Source organism: Streptomyces sp. SCPE 10, from assembly GCF_051980735.1.
Classification (GTDB): Bacteria; Actinomycetota; Actinomycetes; order Streptomycetales; family Streptomycetaceae; genus Streptomyces; species Streptomyces misionensis.
The window spans coordinates 3,496,027-3,511,993 of the sequence record NZ_CP197069.1 but is presented as its reverse complement, the minus strand read 5'-3'; the positions used below and the strand labels follow the sequence as shown (position 1 = coordinate 3,511,993).

The window sequence follows — 15,967 nt, the reverse complement described above, 5'->3', positions numbered from 1 at the left end:
ATGATCCAGACTCTGCTGGTCGCCAACCGGGGCGAGATCGCCTGCCGGATCTTCCGCACCTGCGCCGACCTCGGCATTCGTACGGTCGCCGTGTTCTCGGACGCCGACGAGCACGCCCTGCACACCCGGCTGGCGGACACGGCGGTACGGCTGCCGGGCGCGGCGCCCGCCGACACCTATCTGCGCGGCGACCTGATCGTGAAGGCCGCCCTGTCGGCCGGCGCGGACGCCGTGCACCCCGGCTACGGCTTCCTCTCCGAGCACCCCGGCTTCGCCCGCGACGTCCTGGACGCCGGCCTGACCTGGATCGGGCCGTCCCCGGAGGCCATCGAGGCCATGGCGTCCAAGACGCGCGCCAAGCGGCTGATGGGCCTGGAACCCCTGGGGGAGGTCACCCAGGGGGACCTCCCGGTGCTGGTGAAGGCGGCGGCGGGCGGCGGGGGGCGCGGGATGCGCGTCGTGCGCCGCCTGGACGAGTTGCCCGCCGCTCTGGAGGGGGCGCGCGCCGAGGCCGCGAGCGCCTTCGGGGACGGCGAGGTCTTCGTGGAGCCGTACATCGAGCACGGCCGCCACATCGAGGTGCAGATCCTCGCCGACACCCACGGCACCGTGTGGCCGCTCGGCACCCGCGACTGCTCCCTCCAGCGACGCCACCAGAAGGTCGTCGAGGAGGCCCCGGCGCCCGGGCTGCCCGAGCGGCTCGCACAGGAGCTGCGCGCGCTGGCCGTGCGCGCCGCCCGCTCCGTCTCCTACGTCGGCGCCGGCACCGTCGAGTTCCTGGTCGCCGACGGTCGCGCGCACTTCCTGGAGATGAACACCCGCCTCCAGGTCGAACACCCGGTGACCGAGGCGGTGTTCGGGCTCGACCTGGTCGCCGAGCAGATCCGGATCGCCGAGGGCCGCGCGCTGGAGAAGGACCCGCCCCGCCCGCGCGGGCACGCGATCGAGGCCCGCCTCTACGCTGAGGACCCGGCCCGCGACTGGGCCCCGCAGACCGGCACCCTGCACCGCCTCGCCGTGCCGCCGGGTGTCCGCCTCGACACCGGCTACACCGACGGCGACACCATCGGCGTCCACTACGACCCGATGCTGGCCAAGGCCGTCGCCCACGCCCCCACCAGGGCGGAGGCGATCCGCCGGCTCGCGGGTGCCCTGGAGGCGGCGGTGCTGCACGGCCCGGTCACCAACCGCGACCTCCTCGTACGCTCCCTGCGGCACGAGGAGTTCACCGGCGGCCGCATGGACACCGGCTTCTACGACCGCCACCTCCCCGGACTCACCGCGCCCGCCCCCGCCCCGCTCGCCCCGCTCGCCGCCGCCCTCGCCGACGCCCACGGCCGCTCCCGCTTCGGCGGCTGGCGCAACCTGCCCGCCCAGCCGCAGAGCAAGCGGTACGAGGTGGCGGGTCAGGAGGTGGAGGTCCGGTACCGGCACACGAGGCAGGGCCTCGCCGCCGACGGGGTGCGCGTCGTGCGCGTCGACGCGGACACGGTCGTCCTCGAAGCGGACGGCGTGCGGCGGACCTTCGCGGTGGCCCGGTACGGGGACCAGGTGTACGTCGACGGCACCCGGCTCACGGCGCTGCCGCGGTTTGCCGACCCGGCCGCCCAGCTCGCCCCGGGCTCCCTGCTCGCCCCCATGCCCGGCACGGTCGTACGCATCGCCGAGGGCCTGGCGGAGGGGGCGGAGGTAACGGCCGGCCAGCCCCTGGTCTGGCTGGAGGCGATGAAGATGCAGCACCAGATCTCGGCCCCCGCCGCGGGCGTCCTCGCCGCACTGCACGCCGTACCGGGACAGCAGGTGGAGCCCGGGCTGCTGCTGGCGGTGGTGCGGCCGAAGTGAGCGGCACGGCGCACCGCGCGAGCAACCACCCACCACCCGCACGCGGAGGAATCGCATGACCACCCTCATCGAATCCGAAGAGCACAAGGCACTCCGATCGGCGGTGTCCGCCCTCGGCGCCCGCTACGGCCGCGACTACCTCACCCGGACCGTCGCCGCGGGCAAGCCCCTGACCGAACTCTGGTACGAGGCCGGCAGGCTCGGCTACCTCGGCGTCAACCTGCCGGAGGCCTACGGCGGCGGGGGCGGCGGCATCACCGAACTCGCCATCGTGCTGGAAGAACTGGGCGCCGCCGGTTCGCCGCTGCTCATGCTCGTCGTCTCCCCCGCCATCTGCGGCACCGTGATCTCCCGCTTCGGCACCGAGGCGCAGAAACGGCAGTGGCTCCCGAAACTCGCCGACGGCACAGGGCTGATGGCGTTCGGCATCACCGAGCCCGACGCCGGCTCCAACAGCCACCGCATCACCACCACGGCCCGCCGCGACGGCACCGACTGGCTGCTCACCGGCCGCAAGGTCTTCATCTCCGGGGTGGACATGGCCGACGCGGTGCTGATCGTCGGCCGCACCGAGGACGCCCGCACCGGACGGCTCAAGCCCTGCCTGTTCATCGTGCCGACGGACGCGCCCGGCTTCCACAAGCGGCCGATCGACATGGAACTGAGCGCCGCCGAGAAGCAGTTCGAGCTGGTGCTGGACGACGTGCGGCTGCCCGCCGACGCGCTCGTGGGCGACGAGGACGCGGGGCTGCTCCAGCTGTTCGCCGGGCTCAACCCGGAACGCATCATGACGGCCGCGTTCGCCGTCGGCATGGGCCGCTACGCCCTCGCCAGGGCCGTCGAGTACGCCCGCGACCGCACTGTCTGGAAGACGCCCATCGGCGCCCACCAGGCCATCGCCCACCCCCTCGCGCAGGCGCACATCGAGCTGGAGACGGCCCGGCTGATGATGCAGAAGGCGGCCCAGCTGTACGACGCGGGCGACGACATCGGCGCGGGCGAGGCCGCCAACATGGCCAAGTACGCCGCCGGGGAGGCCTGTGTGCGGGCCGTCGACCAGGCCGTGCACACCCTCGGCGGCAACGGGCTTACCCGCGAGTTCGGGCTCGCCTCGCTGATAACGGCCGCGCGCGTGGCGCGGATCGCCCCGGTCAGCCGGGAGATGATCCTCAACTACGTCTCCCACCAGACCCTGGGCCTGCCCAAGTCGTACTGAACCGCGGCCGCCCGGAGGAACCGTGTTCCGCGGCGAGCACGCCGACGTCCCACCCGTCCGACTCCCCACCCACGAGGCCGTCCCGGGGCGCGCCGCCTCCGGGGAGATCCAGCGCCGACAGCTCAGGGAGCAGGCATGACCGTACCGATCGGACGCGCGCGGACCCGCGGCGTCGAGACCCTCAGCCTGGACGACACCGACCGGCGCAACGCGCTGTCCGCGAGCCTCGTCGCCGCGCTCGCCGACGCGCTGGCCGACTGCGGCGAGGACCCGGACGTACGGGCCGTCGTCCTCACCCACACCGGCAACACCTTCTCGGCCGGCGCCGACCTGCGCGAACCACCGCCCCCGCAGGCGCTGGTCGGGCTGCTGCGGCAACTGGTCGAACTGCCCAGACCGGTGATCGCCCGGGTCACCGGACACGTCCGGGCGGGCGGCCTCGGACTGCTGGCCGCCTGCGACATGGCCGTCGCCTCCCGCGCCGCCACCTTCGCCTTCACCGAGGTCCGCGTCGGCGTGGCCCCGGCGGTGATCTCGCTGCCCCTGCTGCCGCGCACCGACCCGCGCGCCCTCGCCCGCCACTACCTCACCGGGGAGCGCTTCGGGTCCGACGAGGCGGTGCGCACCGGGCTGCTCACCGCCGCGGCGGACGACGTGGACGAGGCGCTGGCCCCCATCCTGGACGGGCTGCGCCGCTCCGCGCCCGAGGCCCTGGCGGAGACGAAACGGCTGCTCACGGCTAGGGTGCTGGAGACGTTCGACCGGGACGCGGCGGAGCTGACCGCGCTCTCGGCCCGGCTGTTCGCCTCCGGCCAGGCGCGGGAGGGGATGACGGCCTTCCTGGAGAGACGGGATCCGGCATGGGTGGTGTGACCAGATGAGGACGACGGCCGACCGCGACCGTCTGCCCAAGCAGGACCGCAGCCGGGCCACCCGGCAGCGGCTCCTGGAGGCCGCCGTCGCCTGCCTCGCCGAACACGGCTGGGCGGGCTCCACCGTCGCCGTCGTCGCCGAACGCGCCGGGGTCTCCCGGGGCGCCGCCCAGCACCACTTCCCCACCCGCGAGGACCTGTTCACCGCGGCCGTCGAGTACGTCGCCGAGGAACGCTCCAGCGCGCTGCGCGCCCTGTTCCCCGAGGGCGCGGCGGGCGACCGGCGGGCCGTCGTCACCGCCCTGGTCGACCTCTACACCGGCCCCCTCTTCCGGGCCGCCCTCCAGCTGTGGGTGGCCGCCTCCAACGAGGAGCAACTGCGCGGCCGGGTCACCGAGTTGGAGGCCCGCGTCGGCCGTGAGACGCACCGCATCGCCGTCGACCTCCTCGGCGCCGACGAATCCCGCCCCGGCGTCCGCGAAACCGTCCAGGGCCTGCTCGACATGGCCCGCGGCCTCGGCCTCGCCAACGTCCTCACCGACGACACCGCACGCCGGGAACGGGTGGTGGCGCAGTGGGCGCGGCTGGTCGACGGCGCGCTCGGCTGAGGCACGGGGACCGCGGCACCGATCGCGTCGTCGGCCGCCGGGCGGCCACCACACGGCGCTGGTGCGGGGCGATGCGGTGGGCGGTGAGCCAGTGAGCCGGGCCACACCCGGATCCCGGTGCGCGCAGTACCCTGTGCGCATGCTTCCGATGCTCGTCCGCCGCCGCCACGTGGACTACGTGCGCGTCACGAGCACGGGCTGTCGGCGCCACCGCGCCTGACCAGCCCCGATTCCTCCTGCACCACTCCCTTTTCCGGCACGCGGGGCCGCCTACCCTGACGCGGCCGACCGGTGCCCCGTACACCCTGCGGACAGACCATGACTGCGCACCACGCGACCACCGCGACGTACGACCAACTGCCCGTGATCGACCTCTCGGCCGCCGACCGCGGGCCCCGGGACCGGGCCCTGCTGCACGACCGGCTGCACGCCGCCGCGCACGACGTCGGCTTCTTCCAGCTGGTCGGACATGGCGTGCCGGCCGCCGAGAAGGACGCGCTGCTCACCGCCATGCGCGCCTTCTTCGCCCTCCCCGAGGCCGACCGGCTGGCCCTGGACAACGTCAACTCCCCGCACTTCCGCGGCTACACGCGCACCGGCGACGAGCGCACCGGCGGCGCCCGCGACTGGCGCGACCAGCTCGACATAGGCGCCGAACGCCCCGCCCGCGTCCCCGGCCCCGGCGAGTCGCCGTACTGGTGGCTCCAGGGCCCCAACCAGTGGCCCGCCGCGCTGCCCGAGCTGCGCACCGCGGCCCTCGCCTGGATCGACCGGCTCGGCGCGGTCGCCCGGCGTCTGCTGCACGAACTGCTGACCGCCATCGGCGCCCCGGCCGACTTCTACGACCCGATCTTCGGCGACGGGGCCCACCCGCAGCTCAAGCTGGTCCGCTACCCCGGCAGCGCGGGCGACGGCACCGACCAGGGCGTCGGCGCCCACAAGGACTACGGCTTCCTCACCCTGCTCCTCCAGGACACCGTCGGCGGCCTCCAGGTGCAGCGCGAGGACGGCCGCTTCCACGACGTACCGCCCATCGAGGACGGCTTCGTCGTCAACCTCGGCGAGCTCCTGGAGGTCGCCACCAACGGCTACCTCCTCGCCACCAACCACCGCGTGGTCAGCCCGCCCGGAGCGACGGAGCGCTTCTCCGTCCCGTTCTTCTACAACCCCCGCCTGGACGCCAGGGTCGCCCCCCTGCCGTTCCCCCACGCGCCCGAGGCCCCCGGCGTCACCACCGACCCGACGAACCCGCTGTTCGCCGAGTACGGCTACAACGAACTCAAGGGCAAGCTGCGCGCGCATCCGCTGGTGGCCGAGCGGCACCACGGCGCCCTGCTGACCCCGGCCTGACCGGTCACCGAAGGGGCGCGGGCGGCCACCACCGGTCCGCGCCCCGGCCGTCCCGCTCAGCGGGCGATGCCCGCGTACCCCTCGATGTCCTGCGGGCGGCGCGCCCCCGGGCCCACGTACCGCGCCGAAGGCCGCACCAGGCGGCCGGTCCGCTTCTGCTCCAGGATGTGCGCCGACCACCCCGCCGTACGGGCACAGGTGAACATCGAGGTGAACATGTGCGCCGGGACTTCGGCGAAGTCCAGCATGATCGCCGCCCAGAACTCCACGTTCGTGGCCAGCACCCGGTCGGGCCGGCGGTTGTGCAGCTCCTCCAGCGCGGCCTTCTCCAGCGCCTCCGCCACCTCGAACCGCGGCGCTCCCAGCTCCCGCGCCGTGCGCCGCAGCACCCGCGCCCGCGGGTCCTCGGCCCGGTACACCCGGTGCCCGAAGCCCATCAGCCGCTCGCCCCGGTCCAGGGTCCGCCTGACGTAGCCCGCCGCGTCCCCGGTGCGCTCGATCTCCTCGATCATCCCCAGCACCCGGGACGGTGCGCCGCCGTGCAGCGGGCCGGACATGGCGCCGACGGCGCCGGACAGCGCGGCGGCGACGTCCGCGCCGGTGGAGGCGATCACACGGGCGGTGAAGGTGGACGCGTTCATGCCGTGCTCCGCGGCGGAGGTCCAGTACGCGTCGACCGCGGCGACGTGCCGCGGGTCCGGCTCGCCCCGCCAGCGGATCATGAACCGCTCCACGACCGTCTTCGCCTTGTCGATCTCCCGCTGCGGCACCATCGCCAGCCCCTGGCCGCGCGCGGACTGGGCGACGTAGGACAGCGCCATGACCGCGGCCCGCGCCAGGTCCTCGCGGGCCTGCTCCGCGTCGATGTCGAGCAGCGGCTTCAGGCCCCACACGGGCGCGAGCATGGCCAGCGCCGACTGGACGTCCACGCGGATGTCGCCGGAGTGCACCGGGATGGGGAACGGCTCGGCGGGCGGCAGGCCGGGGTTGAAGGCGCCGTCGACCAGCAGCCCCCACACGTTGCCGAAGGAGACGTGGCCGACCAGGTCCTCGATGTCGACGCCCCGGTAGCGCAGGGCGCCGCCCTCCTTGTCCGGTTCGGCGATCTCCGTCTCGAACGCTACGACTCCTTCGAGCCCGGGTACGAACTCGGACATCAGCGGCTCCTCGTGATGGGTCGGGCGCGGCTCGGAACCAGCACGATAACCCCGCGTGCCACGCTTGGGGAGACTTGACGACACTCAGTGCCACGGTCGGGAGATACGGCAAGATGACCGCGTGACCGACCGCGAACCACTCCTGGATCCCGTCCTCGATCCCGCCGCGATGCGCAAGCAGTACCGGGCCGAAGGACTCGCCGAACAGGACCTCGCCACCCACCCCATGGACCAGTTCGCACGCTGGTTCGAGGACGCGGCCCGGGCGGCGCTGCACGGCACGCTCTACGAGCCCAACGCCATGGTCGTCTCCACCGCGGACGCCGAGGGGCGCCCCAGCTCGCGCACGGTCCTGATGAAGAAGTTCGACACCGAGGGCTTCGTCTTCTACACCAACTACGACTCCCGCAAGGGCCGCGATCTGACGGCGAACCCGCGCGCCTCGCTGCTCTTCCCCTGGCATCCGCTGGCCCGGCAGGTCATCGTCGCCGGGCCGGTCCGGCGCACCGGGCGCGACGAGACCGCCGCGTACTTCCGCAGCCGCCCGCACGGCTCCCAGCTGGGCGCCTGGGCCAGCGCCCAGTCCTCGGTGATCGCCTCGCGCGCCGAACTGGACGCGGCCTACGCCGAGTTGGCGGCGCGCTACCCCGAGGGCGAACAGGTGCCGGTGCCGCCGCACTGGGGCGGCTTCCGGATCACCCCGGAGACGGTCGAGTTCTGGCAGGGCCGGGAGAACCGGCTCCACGACCGGCTGCGCTACACCGCCCGCCCGGACGGCACCTGGGGGGTCGACCGCCTCAGCCCCTGAGGGGCCGGGAGACGCAGACGACCCGCGGGCTGGGTTCCTCCGGGGAGGAGCCGGCCGGACGTACCGGCAGCCCGCGGGTCGGGTGACTGCTTGGGATTGGGCCGGCTGCACGCGTCGTTCACGTGCTGGTCCGGCACCGCACAGAGCGTGGTGACGGGCCGCTAGCCCGCAGCCACCTCACGCGTCCGGTTCTCATACATCTGCCGAACCACCTCCCTTCTCGTGTGCTCCACACCTTAGGAACCGCCCGCCCCGGACTCAACCGCTTTTTTCGGTGGCGTCCGCTCACGGATCTTCGGATGCCGCCCGTAGCGGACGACGGCATGCCGGTGCGGTGGCGGCACGTGCACAACGTGGTGGTACCGCCCGCCGCGATGTGGGGACCCGGCGGTCCGGGTCGACCTGCGGCTTCGGGTCGCGGACGCGGGGAATTGATTGCCTCCATCTTGCGGGAACAGGATGTGGGCTGCGTCACGTTCGAGTTGAATGAGGGGCAGTGAGCGGAACAGGCGCCTTCACATGCGCCGATGCAGCGTCCAGGGGGTCCAGGTGAGTGCTTCCCGGCGGAGTGGGGCCACCGATGAGCTGGGGCCGGACGAGCCCGGTGAGTCCGGTGAGCCCGGTCGGTCCGATCTGCTTGCCGCGCTGCTCGACGGCATGGACGCGGCCCTGTGCGCCTTCGACGCCGAGGGCGTCGTCACCCACTGGAACCGCGAGGCCGAGCGGATCCTCGGCTGGAGCGCCGCCGAGGCCGTCGGGCGGCACGGCTTCGCCGGCTGGGCCGTGCGCAGCGCCGACGCGGCGGAGGTGCAGGCCCGGCTGCTGTCGGCGATGCGGGCACCCGGGCGGCAGGTGCACGAGTTCGCGCTGCTGACCAAGGACGGCGGGCGGGTCCTGGTGCGCACCCAGTCCGCCGCCGTGCGGGGCCCCGACGGGGAGCCCGCCGGGGTGTACTGCGCCTTCAGCGAGGTGCACGCGCAGATCGACCTGGAGCGGTCCATCGCGCTCAGCGAGGCCCTGTTCGAGGACGCCGAGTGGGGCGTGGTGCTGGTCGACGCCGATCTGCGGCCGGCCGTGGTCAACGCGCACGCCGCGCGGGCCCTGGGCATCGGGCGCACCTCCGCGCTCGGGCGGCCGCTGGGCGAGCTGTTCGCGCAGGGGGTGGAGGAACTGGAGGCCGCGCTCACCCATGTCCTCGCCGAGGGCGCGCCGCCCGCGCCCGCCGAGATGTGGGTGACCCTGCGCACCGCGAAGGGCGGGGAGGAGCGGCGGCGCTGCTGGCGCAACGCCTTCCTGCCGCTGACCTCGCCGCTCGCCGAGGAGCCGGTGCCGCTCGGGGTGGGCTGGCTCTTCCGGGACATCACCGAGGCCAAGCGCGGCGAGCAGGAGGCGGCGCTGCTGCGGTTCCGCACCAACCAGCTGCACCGCGCGGGCCGTGCCGCCGCCGAGTGCGAGGACCCGCTGGAGGCGGCCACCGTCCACCTCGACTTCGCCCTCGCCGGGTTCGCCGACCACGCGCTGATCGACCGGGTGGCGCCGACCGCGGGCGCCGGCGGGGCGGTACGGCTGGTACGGCTCGCGGCCACGCCCGCCGGGGCGCCGGGCCCCTGTGTGCTCACCGGGGCCGCCGGGCTGCCCGTGGCCTACGAGCCGGGGCATCCGGCACTGAGCTGTGTGGAGCGCACCGGGTGCGTGCGGGCGGAGGCCGGGTCGGTGCCGGCCGAGCTGGCCCGGGAGTGGGCGCTGCGCCGGCAGTGGCCCGGCGACGCGGTGCACGCGCTGTGCGCGGTGCTGCGCAGCCGGGGCCGCACCCTGGGCGTCGTGACCTTTCTGCGCGGCGCCGCCCGTACCCCCTTCGAGCGCTCCGACGCGGCCTACGCCGAGGACGTGGCGCTGCGGATAGCGGCGGCACTGGACCTGGCGGGGGAGCGGTAGGCGCGGGCCGCGCGGCCGGCGCCGGCGGTCAGCGGTCAGCGGTCAGCGGTCAGCGGTGGTAGAAGATCCGGTCGCCGTACCGCTCCATCACCCGGTTGTTCCAGTCGTGGCCGCCGTCCACGTTGCCGGAGCGCAGCAGCGGCGGCTCGATGCCGCGGTCGGCGAGGAGGGCGGCGGTGGTGGCCATGACGGCCTGCATCAGGGCCGTGGTGACCACGGTGGAGGCGGGGGCGAAGGGCGCCGGGATGGTGTCGAGGGTGAGTTCCGCGTCACCGACCGCGATCTTGGAGTCGAGGACCAGGTCGCAGTGGTCCTTCAGGAAGGTGCCGGAGGAGTGCCGGGACGTCGTCTCCGTCGCGTAGGCGACCGAGGTCACGCCGATCACCTTGACGCCGAGGGCGCGGGCGCGCTGGGCCATCTCGACGGGCAGGGCGTTGCGGCCCGACAGGGAGATGATCACGAGGGCGTCGCCCGCGCGGAGCGGGGAGGTGTCGAGGACGGCGCTCGCGAGGCCGTCGACGCGCTCCAGGGCGGAGCCGAGGGTGGCGGGGGTGACGTCCACGCCCACGACGCCGGGCACGGCGAGCAGGTTCATCAGGGCGAGGCCGCCGGCCCGGTAGACGACGTCCTGGGCCGCGAGCGAGGAGTGGCCGGCGCCGAAGGCGAACAGGCGGCCGCCGTCCGCGACGGTGTCGGCGAGGAGCGCGGCGGCGGCCCCGATCGACCCGGCCTCCTCCTCGCGGAGCCGTTGCAGGAGGTTGATGGCGGCGTCGAAGAACAGGTCGGCAGGCGTGCCGTCGCTCATGCGGTGCCCCTTCGCAGCGTCTGTGTCGCGGATCACCGTGCGGTCTGGACCAGTGCGGTGTCAATACGGCGACGCGGTTCGCCGCGTGCGGTCGCGCCGCGCGGACCGGACGGTGTTCGCGGGGCGGCGCCGGTGCGCGGCCGCGCCACCGCGGGCCCGGCCGCCCGGACCCGCCCCGCCCGTTGTCCCCGCTGCCGCCCGCTTGTCAGTGGGATCCGGCAGAATTGGTGCCAGGGCCAGCGCACGCGCCGGGTGCCGGCAGAGGTAATCGAGGGGCACGTATGTCCGGACTGATCGACACCACGGAGATGTATCTCCGCACCATCCTCGAACTGGAGGAGGAAGGCGTCGTCCCCATGCGCGCCCGCATCGCGGAGCGGCTGGACCAGAGCGGGCCGACGGTGAGCCAGACGGTGGCGCGGATGGAGCGTGACGGCCTGGTCTCCGTGGCCAGCGACCGCCATCTGGAGCTGACCGACGAGGGCCGCAGGCTGGCCACCCGTGTGATGCGCAAGCACCGCCTGGCCGAGTGCCTGCTGGTCGATGTGATCGGCCTGGAGTGGGAGCAGGTGCACGCCGAGGCCTGCCGCTGGGAGCACGTGATGAGCGAGGCCGTGGAGCGCCGCGTCATGGAGCTGCTGCGGCACCCGACCGAGTCGCCGTACGGCAACCCGATCCCGGGCCTGGAGGAGCTGGGCGAGAAGGACGGCGCCGACCCGTTCCTGGACGAGAGCATGGTCTCGCTGGCCGACCTGGACGCGGGCACGGACGGCAAGACGGTCGTCGTGCGCCGCATCGGCGAGCCGATCCAGATGGACGCCCAGCTGATGTACACGCTGCGGCGGGCCGGGGTGCAGCCCGGCTCGGTGGTGAGCGTGACCGAGTCGGCCGGCGGTGTGCTGGTGGGCAGCGGCGGTGAGGCCGCCGAGCTGGAGGCGGACATCGCCTCCCATGTGTTCGTCGCCAAGCGCTGAGAAGGGAAAGGGCCCCGGCGCCTGACGGCGCCGGGGCCTGTCCTCCCCATCGCTGACCCGGAGCCCCGAGCTCTCAGGGTCAGTCCCCCTCGGACCGTTTTTCCCCGAGCGGTCCGCCTCCCGCCTGAAAGATCCCCTCGGCGGCGGCGATCATGCCTCACGGGATGTCACTCGAAGGAGGGGTGTTGTCCGCAGGGGCAGCATTTTCGAATACTTATTCGATAGTCTGCGTGATCACACGGGGGGATCGGACACCGCGGGCGAAGCTGGGGGTGCCAGGCCCATGGCACGGCGTATCGATGTGACGGGAGCGGGCGGCGTACGCCTGGCGGCGTGGGAGTACGCGGACCCGCCCAAGGAGACCGAACCCCTGCGGGCCGCTCCCGGTGTGCTCTTCCTGCACGGACTCACCGGCCGCGCCTCCCACTGGGCCGCCGTGGCCCGCCGGCTCGCCGGGCGGTACCGCACCGTGGCCCTCGACCAGCGCGGCCACGGCCGCAGCGAGAAGCCCCCGCAGGCCGCCGCCCACAGCCGGGCCGCCCACGTCGAGGACGCGGCGGCCGCCATCGAACAGCTCGGCCTCGGCCCCGCCCTCGTCGTCGGGCACGGCATGGGCGCGCTGACCGCCTGGCAGCTCGCCGCCGAACGCCCCGAGCTGGTGCGCGGCCTGGTCAGCTGCGACATGCGGGCCGCCGCGCTCGGCGCGGCCTCGCAGCGCGAGTGGGCGCAGTGGCTGCGGTCCTGGCCCGTCCCCTTCGCCACCCTCGCCGACGTCCACAGGTGGTTCGGCGAGGACGACCCCCGGGTGGAGCGCCCCGACCCGGCCCGCGGGGCGTTCTACGCCGAGGTGATGCGGGAGGGCGAGGACGGCTGGCGGCCGGTCTTCGAACCCGAGCAGATGCTCCGCTCCCGGGAGACCTGGGTGTACGACGCCCACTGGGAGGACCTGGCCCGGGTCCGCTGCCCCGCGCTGATCGTGCGCGGGCTCGACGGCGAGCTGGGCCGGGCCGAGGCCCAGGAGATGGTCCGGGTGCTGCCCCAGGGCGCGTACGCCGAGATACCCGACGCGGGCCACTACGCCCACTACGCCCACCCGGAGGCCTGGCACTCGGCCGTCGAGCCCTTCCTGGACCGGATCACGGGCGACCGGCCGGCCGCCGACTGATCACCCCTTGCCGACCGCGGTCAGGATCTCCGGCAGCCGGGCCGCGGTGCGCGGGGCGGCCAGCCGCAGTCCGAGCAGGGCGAGTCCGGCGCCGTACACCGCGCCGACCGGCAGCGGCAGCCAGGACAGCTCGCCGCCGCCCAGCCACAGCACGAGCGCGATGACGGGGGAGCAGAGCACGGCGGAGCAGACCATGCCGCCGAAGATGGCGATCCAGGCGATGCCCGCCTGCCCGGGGACGACGTTCTTGTAGCCCTCCTGAGGGATGGAGTACGGGAACCGGGCCGAGGCGTACGCCCCGGTCGCCAGCATCGCCCCGAGCAGCGCCAGGGACAGTCCCAGCACCCGCGGCAGCGTGGCCCAGGCGTCCATCAGGGCGACGGTCAGCACGGTGACGAGGGTGGCGTACGGCAGCGTGATCAGCAGCAGCGCGAGGGCCCGGCCGCGCAGCTCCTCGTACGCGTCCCGGGGCGAGCTGATGGTCTGGGCGACCATCCAGAAGGCCGAGGTGTCCTGCCCGAACTGGTTGTTCATCTGGAGGCCCAGCATCCCGGCGGCGAAGCACGCGAGGTAGATCGAGCCGGTGTGCTGGATCGCGTAGAAGACCGGCAGGAGCAGCCCGACCGCCAGCGAGGTCACCCAGGCGGCCTTGGTCTTGGGATCGCGCCAGATGTAGCGCAGGGTGCGCTCCATGACCGCGCCGGTGCGCCCGCCGGGCAGCAGCCGCGTAAGACCGCGGGTGCGCCGCCGTCCGGCGCGGGCGTCGCCGGCGGCCTGGAGCGTGGAACCGTCCGGCGCGGTCATCAGCTTGGTCAGGCTCCGCGCCCACACCGCGACCAGCACCACCAACCCGGCCGCCGTGATCGCCAGTTGGGCGACCGCGACGCCGTACGACCCCTCGCTGGCCGTGCGCACCGCCGCCACCGCCGAGGCGGGCGGCACCCAGGACAGCACGTCCGCGACCGGCCGCAGCCGCCCCAGACCGCCCGAACCGAGGCTGCGGGCACCGAAGTTGACCAGCTGGGAGCCGACGGCGATCACCAGGCCGCTGAGCACGGCCAGATCGCGGCCCCTCCGGCTGGTGAGCAGCCGTACGTTGGCGACGGCCACCGTCCGGGCCAGCGCCACGCACACCAGCAGCGCGAGGACGAGGGCGAGGACCGCGACGACCCATCCCGCCGCGCCCCGCGCCGGCACCAGCACGCACCCGGCCAGCAGCAGCACGCTGACCAGCGGGCCGATGCCGACCAGGGAGGCCACGAGCAGCGAGCGCACCAGCGGACCGGGCCGCAGCGGCAGCATCACCAGCCGCGTCGGGTCCAGGGTCTCGTCACCGGTCGGGAAGAACAGCGGCAGGAACGCCCAGCCCAGCGCCAGCACTCCGGTGCCGACCACGGAGACCGTGTACCCGTGCGGCTGCCCGCGCAGCAGGATCATGCCCAGCAGCTGCGCCAGCGCGAACAGCAGCGCGAAGACGGTGGAGGTGATGAACGCGTCGCGCCGGCCCTTCGACTGCCGCAGCCCACCCCGCAGCAGGGACAGCTTGAGGCGTACGACGGTGGTGGTGAGGTCGGTCATCGGCCGGCCCCGCCGCCCAGCCAGTCCAGCTCGGACCCGGCGTCCCGGCCGTTCGCCCCGACCAGCTCCAGGAACGCGTCCTGGAGCCGGGGGTGCGCGCCGCGCACCTCGGCGAGCGGGCCGGTGGCGCGGATGCGGCCGGCCGCCATGACCGCGACCCAGTCGCACAGCGACTCGACCAGTTCCATCACGTGGGAGGAGAAGACGACGGTGGCGCCGGAGGCCGTGTACCGCTCCAGGACGCCCCGGATGGTCTGCGCGGACACCGGGTCGACGCCCTCGAACGGCTCGTCCAGGAAGAGCACTTCGGGGTTGTGCAGCAGGGCGGCCGCGAGGCCGATCTTCTTGCGCATGCCGGTCGAGTAGTCGACCACCAGCTTGTGCTGGGAGCCGGCCAGGTCGAGCACGTCCAGCAGCTGGGTGGCCCGCTTGTCCACCTCGTCGCCCGGCAGCCCGCGCAACCGGCCGCTGTAGCCGAGCAGTTCGCGCCCCGACAGCCGCTCGAACAGCCGCAGCCCCTCGGGCAGCACCCCGATCCGCGCCTTCACCGCCACCGGGTCGCGCCACACATCGTGCCCGACGACCTCCACGGTGCCCTCGTCGGGCCGCAGCAGCCCGGTCACCATGGACAGCGTCGTGGTCTTGCCGGCCCCGTTCGGCCCGACCAGCCCGATGAACTTCCCCGCGGGCAGCTCCAGATCGATCCCGCCGACAGCCACCTGCTGCCCGAACCGCTTCCAGAGTCCCCGTATGCAAACCGCCGCATTGGTCATGCCTGAAGGTTAGGCATGACCGCGGGCCGGGGGGTGGCCCACCCGAAGACGCGTGCGGGCCGCGGGTCAACGGTCCCGGCCGCAGGCGTACGCCAGCGCCGAGATCAGCTCCTCCGCGTCCGGCAGCCACCGGTTCGCCGGGGTCGGCCGCCGCGCCCACTGCACCGCGCCCCGCGCCCCGACCCGTGTCGGCGGCGCCGCCAGGTACGCCCCCTCGCCCAGCGTCACCAGGTCCAGCGACGCCGGCACCCACCCCAGCTCGCGCACCAGTTCCGGCACCTTCAGCGAGCCTCCCGGCAGCACGAAGAACTGCATCCGCCGGTCGGGAGAGAGGGCGACCGGACCCAGCGTGAGCGCCATCCGCTCCATCCGGGCCAGCGCCAGGAAGCCCGCGCTCTCCGGCACGGACAGCGCGTCGAAGGTGCGGCCCGTCGGCAGCAGTACGGAGGCCGTCGGCTGCTTCTGCCACAGCCGGCGCACGACGGTCGCGCTGCCGGTCGCCTGGGTCGCCCAGTCGGGGCGCGCGGGGTGCGCACCCGGCGCAGGGCAGGAGGCGTTGCCGCACGAGCACCGCGGCATGCCGGCGACGGGCTCCAGCCAGGTGCCCGGGAACACGTCCCAGTGCCGCTCCTCCGCGTACCGCACGGCGGCTTCCTGCGGTGATTCCCCGCGCTGTTGCGGAATCTGCCCGGCAATCTGACTGTCTTCGGCGGCCGCGATCGTCTCTTCCACGCTCCACTCAACTCCCGCGTCCACCTGGAGTTACGGCCCCTGCCCCGGCGGGGGGAGGAGCATCGCTTTTCCGGCCAGGCGCATGGGTGCATCCGCGGGGGCGCGTGGGAGGGGGCAGGGCGTGAGTTGGGTAGCCAGGGTGGGGGTTGGCA

The 15,967-nt window shown here is 74.1% G+C and carries 14 protein-coding genes; 9 read left to right on the top strand and 5 right to left on the bottom strand.

Translation table 11 applies throughout. The features are described from left to right. The 5 genes from ACSP97_RS16310 to ACSP97_RS16290 all read left to right on the top strand — a co-directional run bounded on the left by ACSP97_RS16310 (position 1) and on the right by ACSP97_RS16290 (position 5,888). Positions 1-1,842 carry an acetyl/propionyl/methylcrotonyl-CoA carboxylase subunit alpha gene (locus ACSP97_RS16310; protein ID WP_440558062.1) on the top strand — a complete coding sequence of 614 codons (1,842 nt, stop codon included), beginning with the start codon at positions 1-3 and terminating at the stop codon, positions 1,840-1,842. Positions 1,843-1,897: 55 nt separating this feature from the next. Continuing rightward, positions 1,898-3,058, top strand: coding sequence for an acyl-CoA dehydrogenase family protein (locus ACSP97_RS16305; protein WP_355148039.1), 1,161 nt, complete (start codon positions 1,898-1,900; stop codon positions 3,056-3,058). A 135-nt stretch (positions 3,059-3,193) separates the two neighbouring features. Next, entirely contained in the window at positions 3,194-3,931 is a 738-nt protein-coding gene (locus tag ACSP97_RS16300) for an enoyl-CoA hydratase family protein (RefSeq protein ID WP_358270386.1), read from the top strand. Positions 3,932-3,935: 4 nt separating this feature from the next. After that, complete coding sequence (locus ACSP97_RS16295; protein WP_180330565.1) at positions 3,936-4,538, top strand: TetR/AcrR family transcriptional regulator; 603 nt, start codon at positions 3,936-3,938, stop codon at positions 4,536-4,538. Positions 4,539-4,856: 318 nt separating this feature from the next. Next, positions 4,857-5,888, top strand: coding sequence for an isopenicillin N synthase family dioxygenase (locus ACSP97_RS16290; RefSeq protein WP_440558059.1), 1,032 nt, complete (start codon positions 4,857-4,859; stop codon positions 5,886-5,888). A 56-nt stretch (positions 5,889-5,944) separates the two neighbouring features. Here ACSP97_RS16290 and ACSP97_RS16285 read toward each other — a convergent pair whose 3' ends face one another. Beyond that, positions 5,945-7,045 carry a citrate synthase 2 gene (locus tag ACSP97_RS16285; RefSeq protein ID WP_355148033.1) on the bottom strand — a complete coding sequence of 367 codons (1,101 nt, stop codon included), beginning with the start codon at positions 7,043-7,045 and terminating at the stop codon, positions 5,945-5,947. A gap of 121 nt (positions 7,046-7,166) precedes the next feature. On the opposite strand from ACSP97_RS16285, the gene pdxH reads away from it, so the two are divergent. After that, positions 7,167-7,853, top strand: a complete 687-nt coding sequence (pdxH, locus tag ACSP97_RS16280; protein WP_355321812.1) for a pyridoxamine 5'-phosphate oxidase — start codon at positions 7,167-7,169, stop codon at positions 7,851-7,853. Positions 7,854-8,402: 549 nt separating this feature from the next. Beyond that, positions 8,403-9,788, top strand: coding sequence for a PAS domain-containing protein (locus ACSP97_RS16275; RefSeq protein ID WP_355321814.1), 1,386 nt, complete (start codon positions 8,403-8,405; stop codon positions 9,786-9,788). A 49-nt stretch (positions 9,789-9,837) separates the two neighbouring features. Here ACSP97_RS16275 and ACSP97_RS16270 read toward each other — a convergent pair whose 3' ends face one another. Continuing rightward, the gene (locus ACSP97_RS16270) at positions 9,838-10,593 is read right to left on the bottom strand and encodes an SIS domain-containing protein (protein WP_440558056.1); all 756 of its coding nucleotides are present in this window, start codon (positions 10,591-10,593) and stop codon (positions 9,838-9,840) included. Positions 10,594-10,874: 281 nt separating this feature from the next. On the opposite strand from ACSP97_RS16270, the gene ACSP97_RS16265 reads away from it, so the two are divergent. Continuing rightward, entirely contained in the window at positions 10,875-11,567 is a 693-nt protein-coding gene (locus ACSP97_RS16265) for a metal-dependent transcriptional regulator (protein WP_070023905.1), read from the top strand. Positions 11,568-11,850: 283 nt separating this feature from the next. Then, positions 11,851-12,732, top strand: coding sequence for an alpha/beta fold hydrolase (locus ACSP97_RS16260; RefSeq protein WP_440558055.1), 882 nt, complete (start codon positions 11,851-11,853; stop codon positions 12,730-12,732). Here ACSP97_RS16260 and ACSP97_RS16255 read toward each other — a convergent pair whose 3' ends face one another. The 3 genes from ACSP97_RS16255 to ACSP97_RS16245 all read right to left on the bottom strand — a co-directional run bounded on the left by ACSP97_RS16255 (position 12,733) and on the right by ACSP97_RS16245 (position 15,815). Then, complete coding sequence (locus ACSP97_RS16255) at positions 12,733-14,310, bottom strand: transporter (protein ID WP_355148023.1); 1,578 nt, start codon at positions 14,308-14,310, stop codon at positions 12,733-12,735. Next, on the bottom strand, positions 14,307-15,083 hold the full coding sequence (locus ACSP97_RS16250; RefSeq protein ID WP_355148021.1) for an ABC transporter ATP-binding protein: 777 nt from the start codon (positions 15,081-15,083) through the stop codon (positions 14,307-14,309). Before ACSP97_RS16250 ends, ACSP97_RS16255 begins: the two co-directional genes overlap by 4 nt. A gap of 66 nt (positions 15,084-15,149) precedes the next feature. Continuing rightward, complete coding sequence (locus ACSP97_RS16245; protein WP_355148019.1) at positions 15,150-15,815, bottom strand: bifunctional DNA primase/polymerase; 666 nt, start codon at positions 15,813-15,815, stop codon at positions 15,150-15,152. Positions 15,816-15,967 lie beyond the last annotated feature (152 nt).

Excerpts from the sequence above, each read along its gene's own strand:
- ACSP97_RS16290 (WP_440558059.1), top strand. The coding sequence starts at position 4,857 with ATGACTGCGCACCACGCGACCACCGCGACGTACGACCAACTGCCCGTG.
- ACSP97_RS16305 (WP_355148039.1), top strand. The coding sequence starts at position 1,898 with ATGACCACCCTCATCGAATCCGAAGAGCACAAGGCACTCCGATCGGCG.
- ACSP97_RS16285 (WP_355148033.1), bottom strand. The coding sequence starts at position 7,045 with ATGTCCGAGTTCGTACCCGGGCTCGAAGGAGTCGTAGCGTTCGAGACG.
- ACSP97_RS16250 (WP_355148021.1), bottom strand. The coding sequence starts at position 15,083 with ATGACCAATGCGGCGGTTTGCATACGGGGACTCTGGAAGCGGTTCGGG.
- ACSP97_RS16255 (WP_355148023.1), bottom strand. The coding sequence starts at position 14,310 with ATGACCGACCTCACCACCACCGTCGTACGCCTCAAGCTGTCCCTGCTG.
- ACSP97_RS16260 (WP_440558055.1), top strand. The coding sequence starts at position 11,851 with ATGGCACGGCGTATCGATGTGACGGGAGCGGGCGGCGTACGCCTGGCG.
- ACSP97_RS16310 (WP_440558062.1), top strand. The coding sequence starts at position 1 with ATGATCCAGACTCTGCTGGTCGCCAACCGGGGCGAGATCGCCTGCCGG.
- ACSP97_RS16270 (WP_440558056.1), bottom strand. The coding sequence starts at position 10,593 with ATGAGCGACGGCACGCCTGCCGACCTGTTCTTCGACGCCGCCATCAAC.
- ACSP97_RS16300 (WP_358270386.1), top strand. The coding sequence starts at position 3,194 with ATGACCGTACCGATCGGACGCGCGCGGACCCGCGGCGTCGAGACCCTC.
- ACSP97_RS16295 (WP_180330565.1), top strand. The coding sequence starts at position 3,936 with ATGAGGACGACGGCCGACCGCGACCGTCTGCCCAAGCAGGACCGCAGC.
- ACSP97_RS16265 (WP_070023905.1), top strand. The coding sequence starts at position 10,875 with ATGTCCGGACTGATCGACACCACGGAGATGTATCTCCGCACCATCCTC.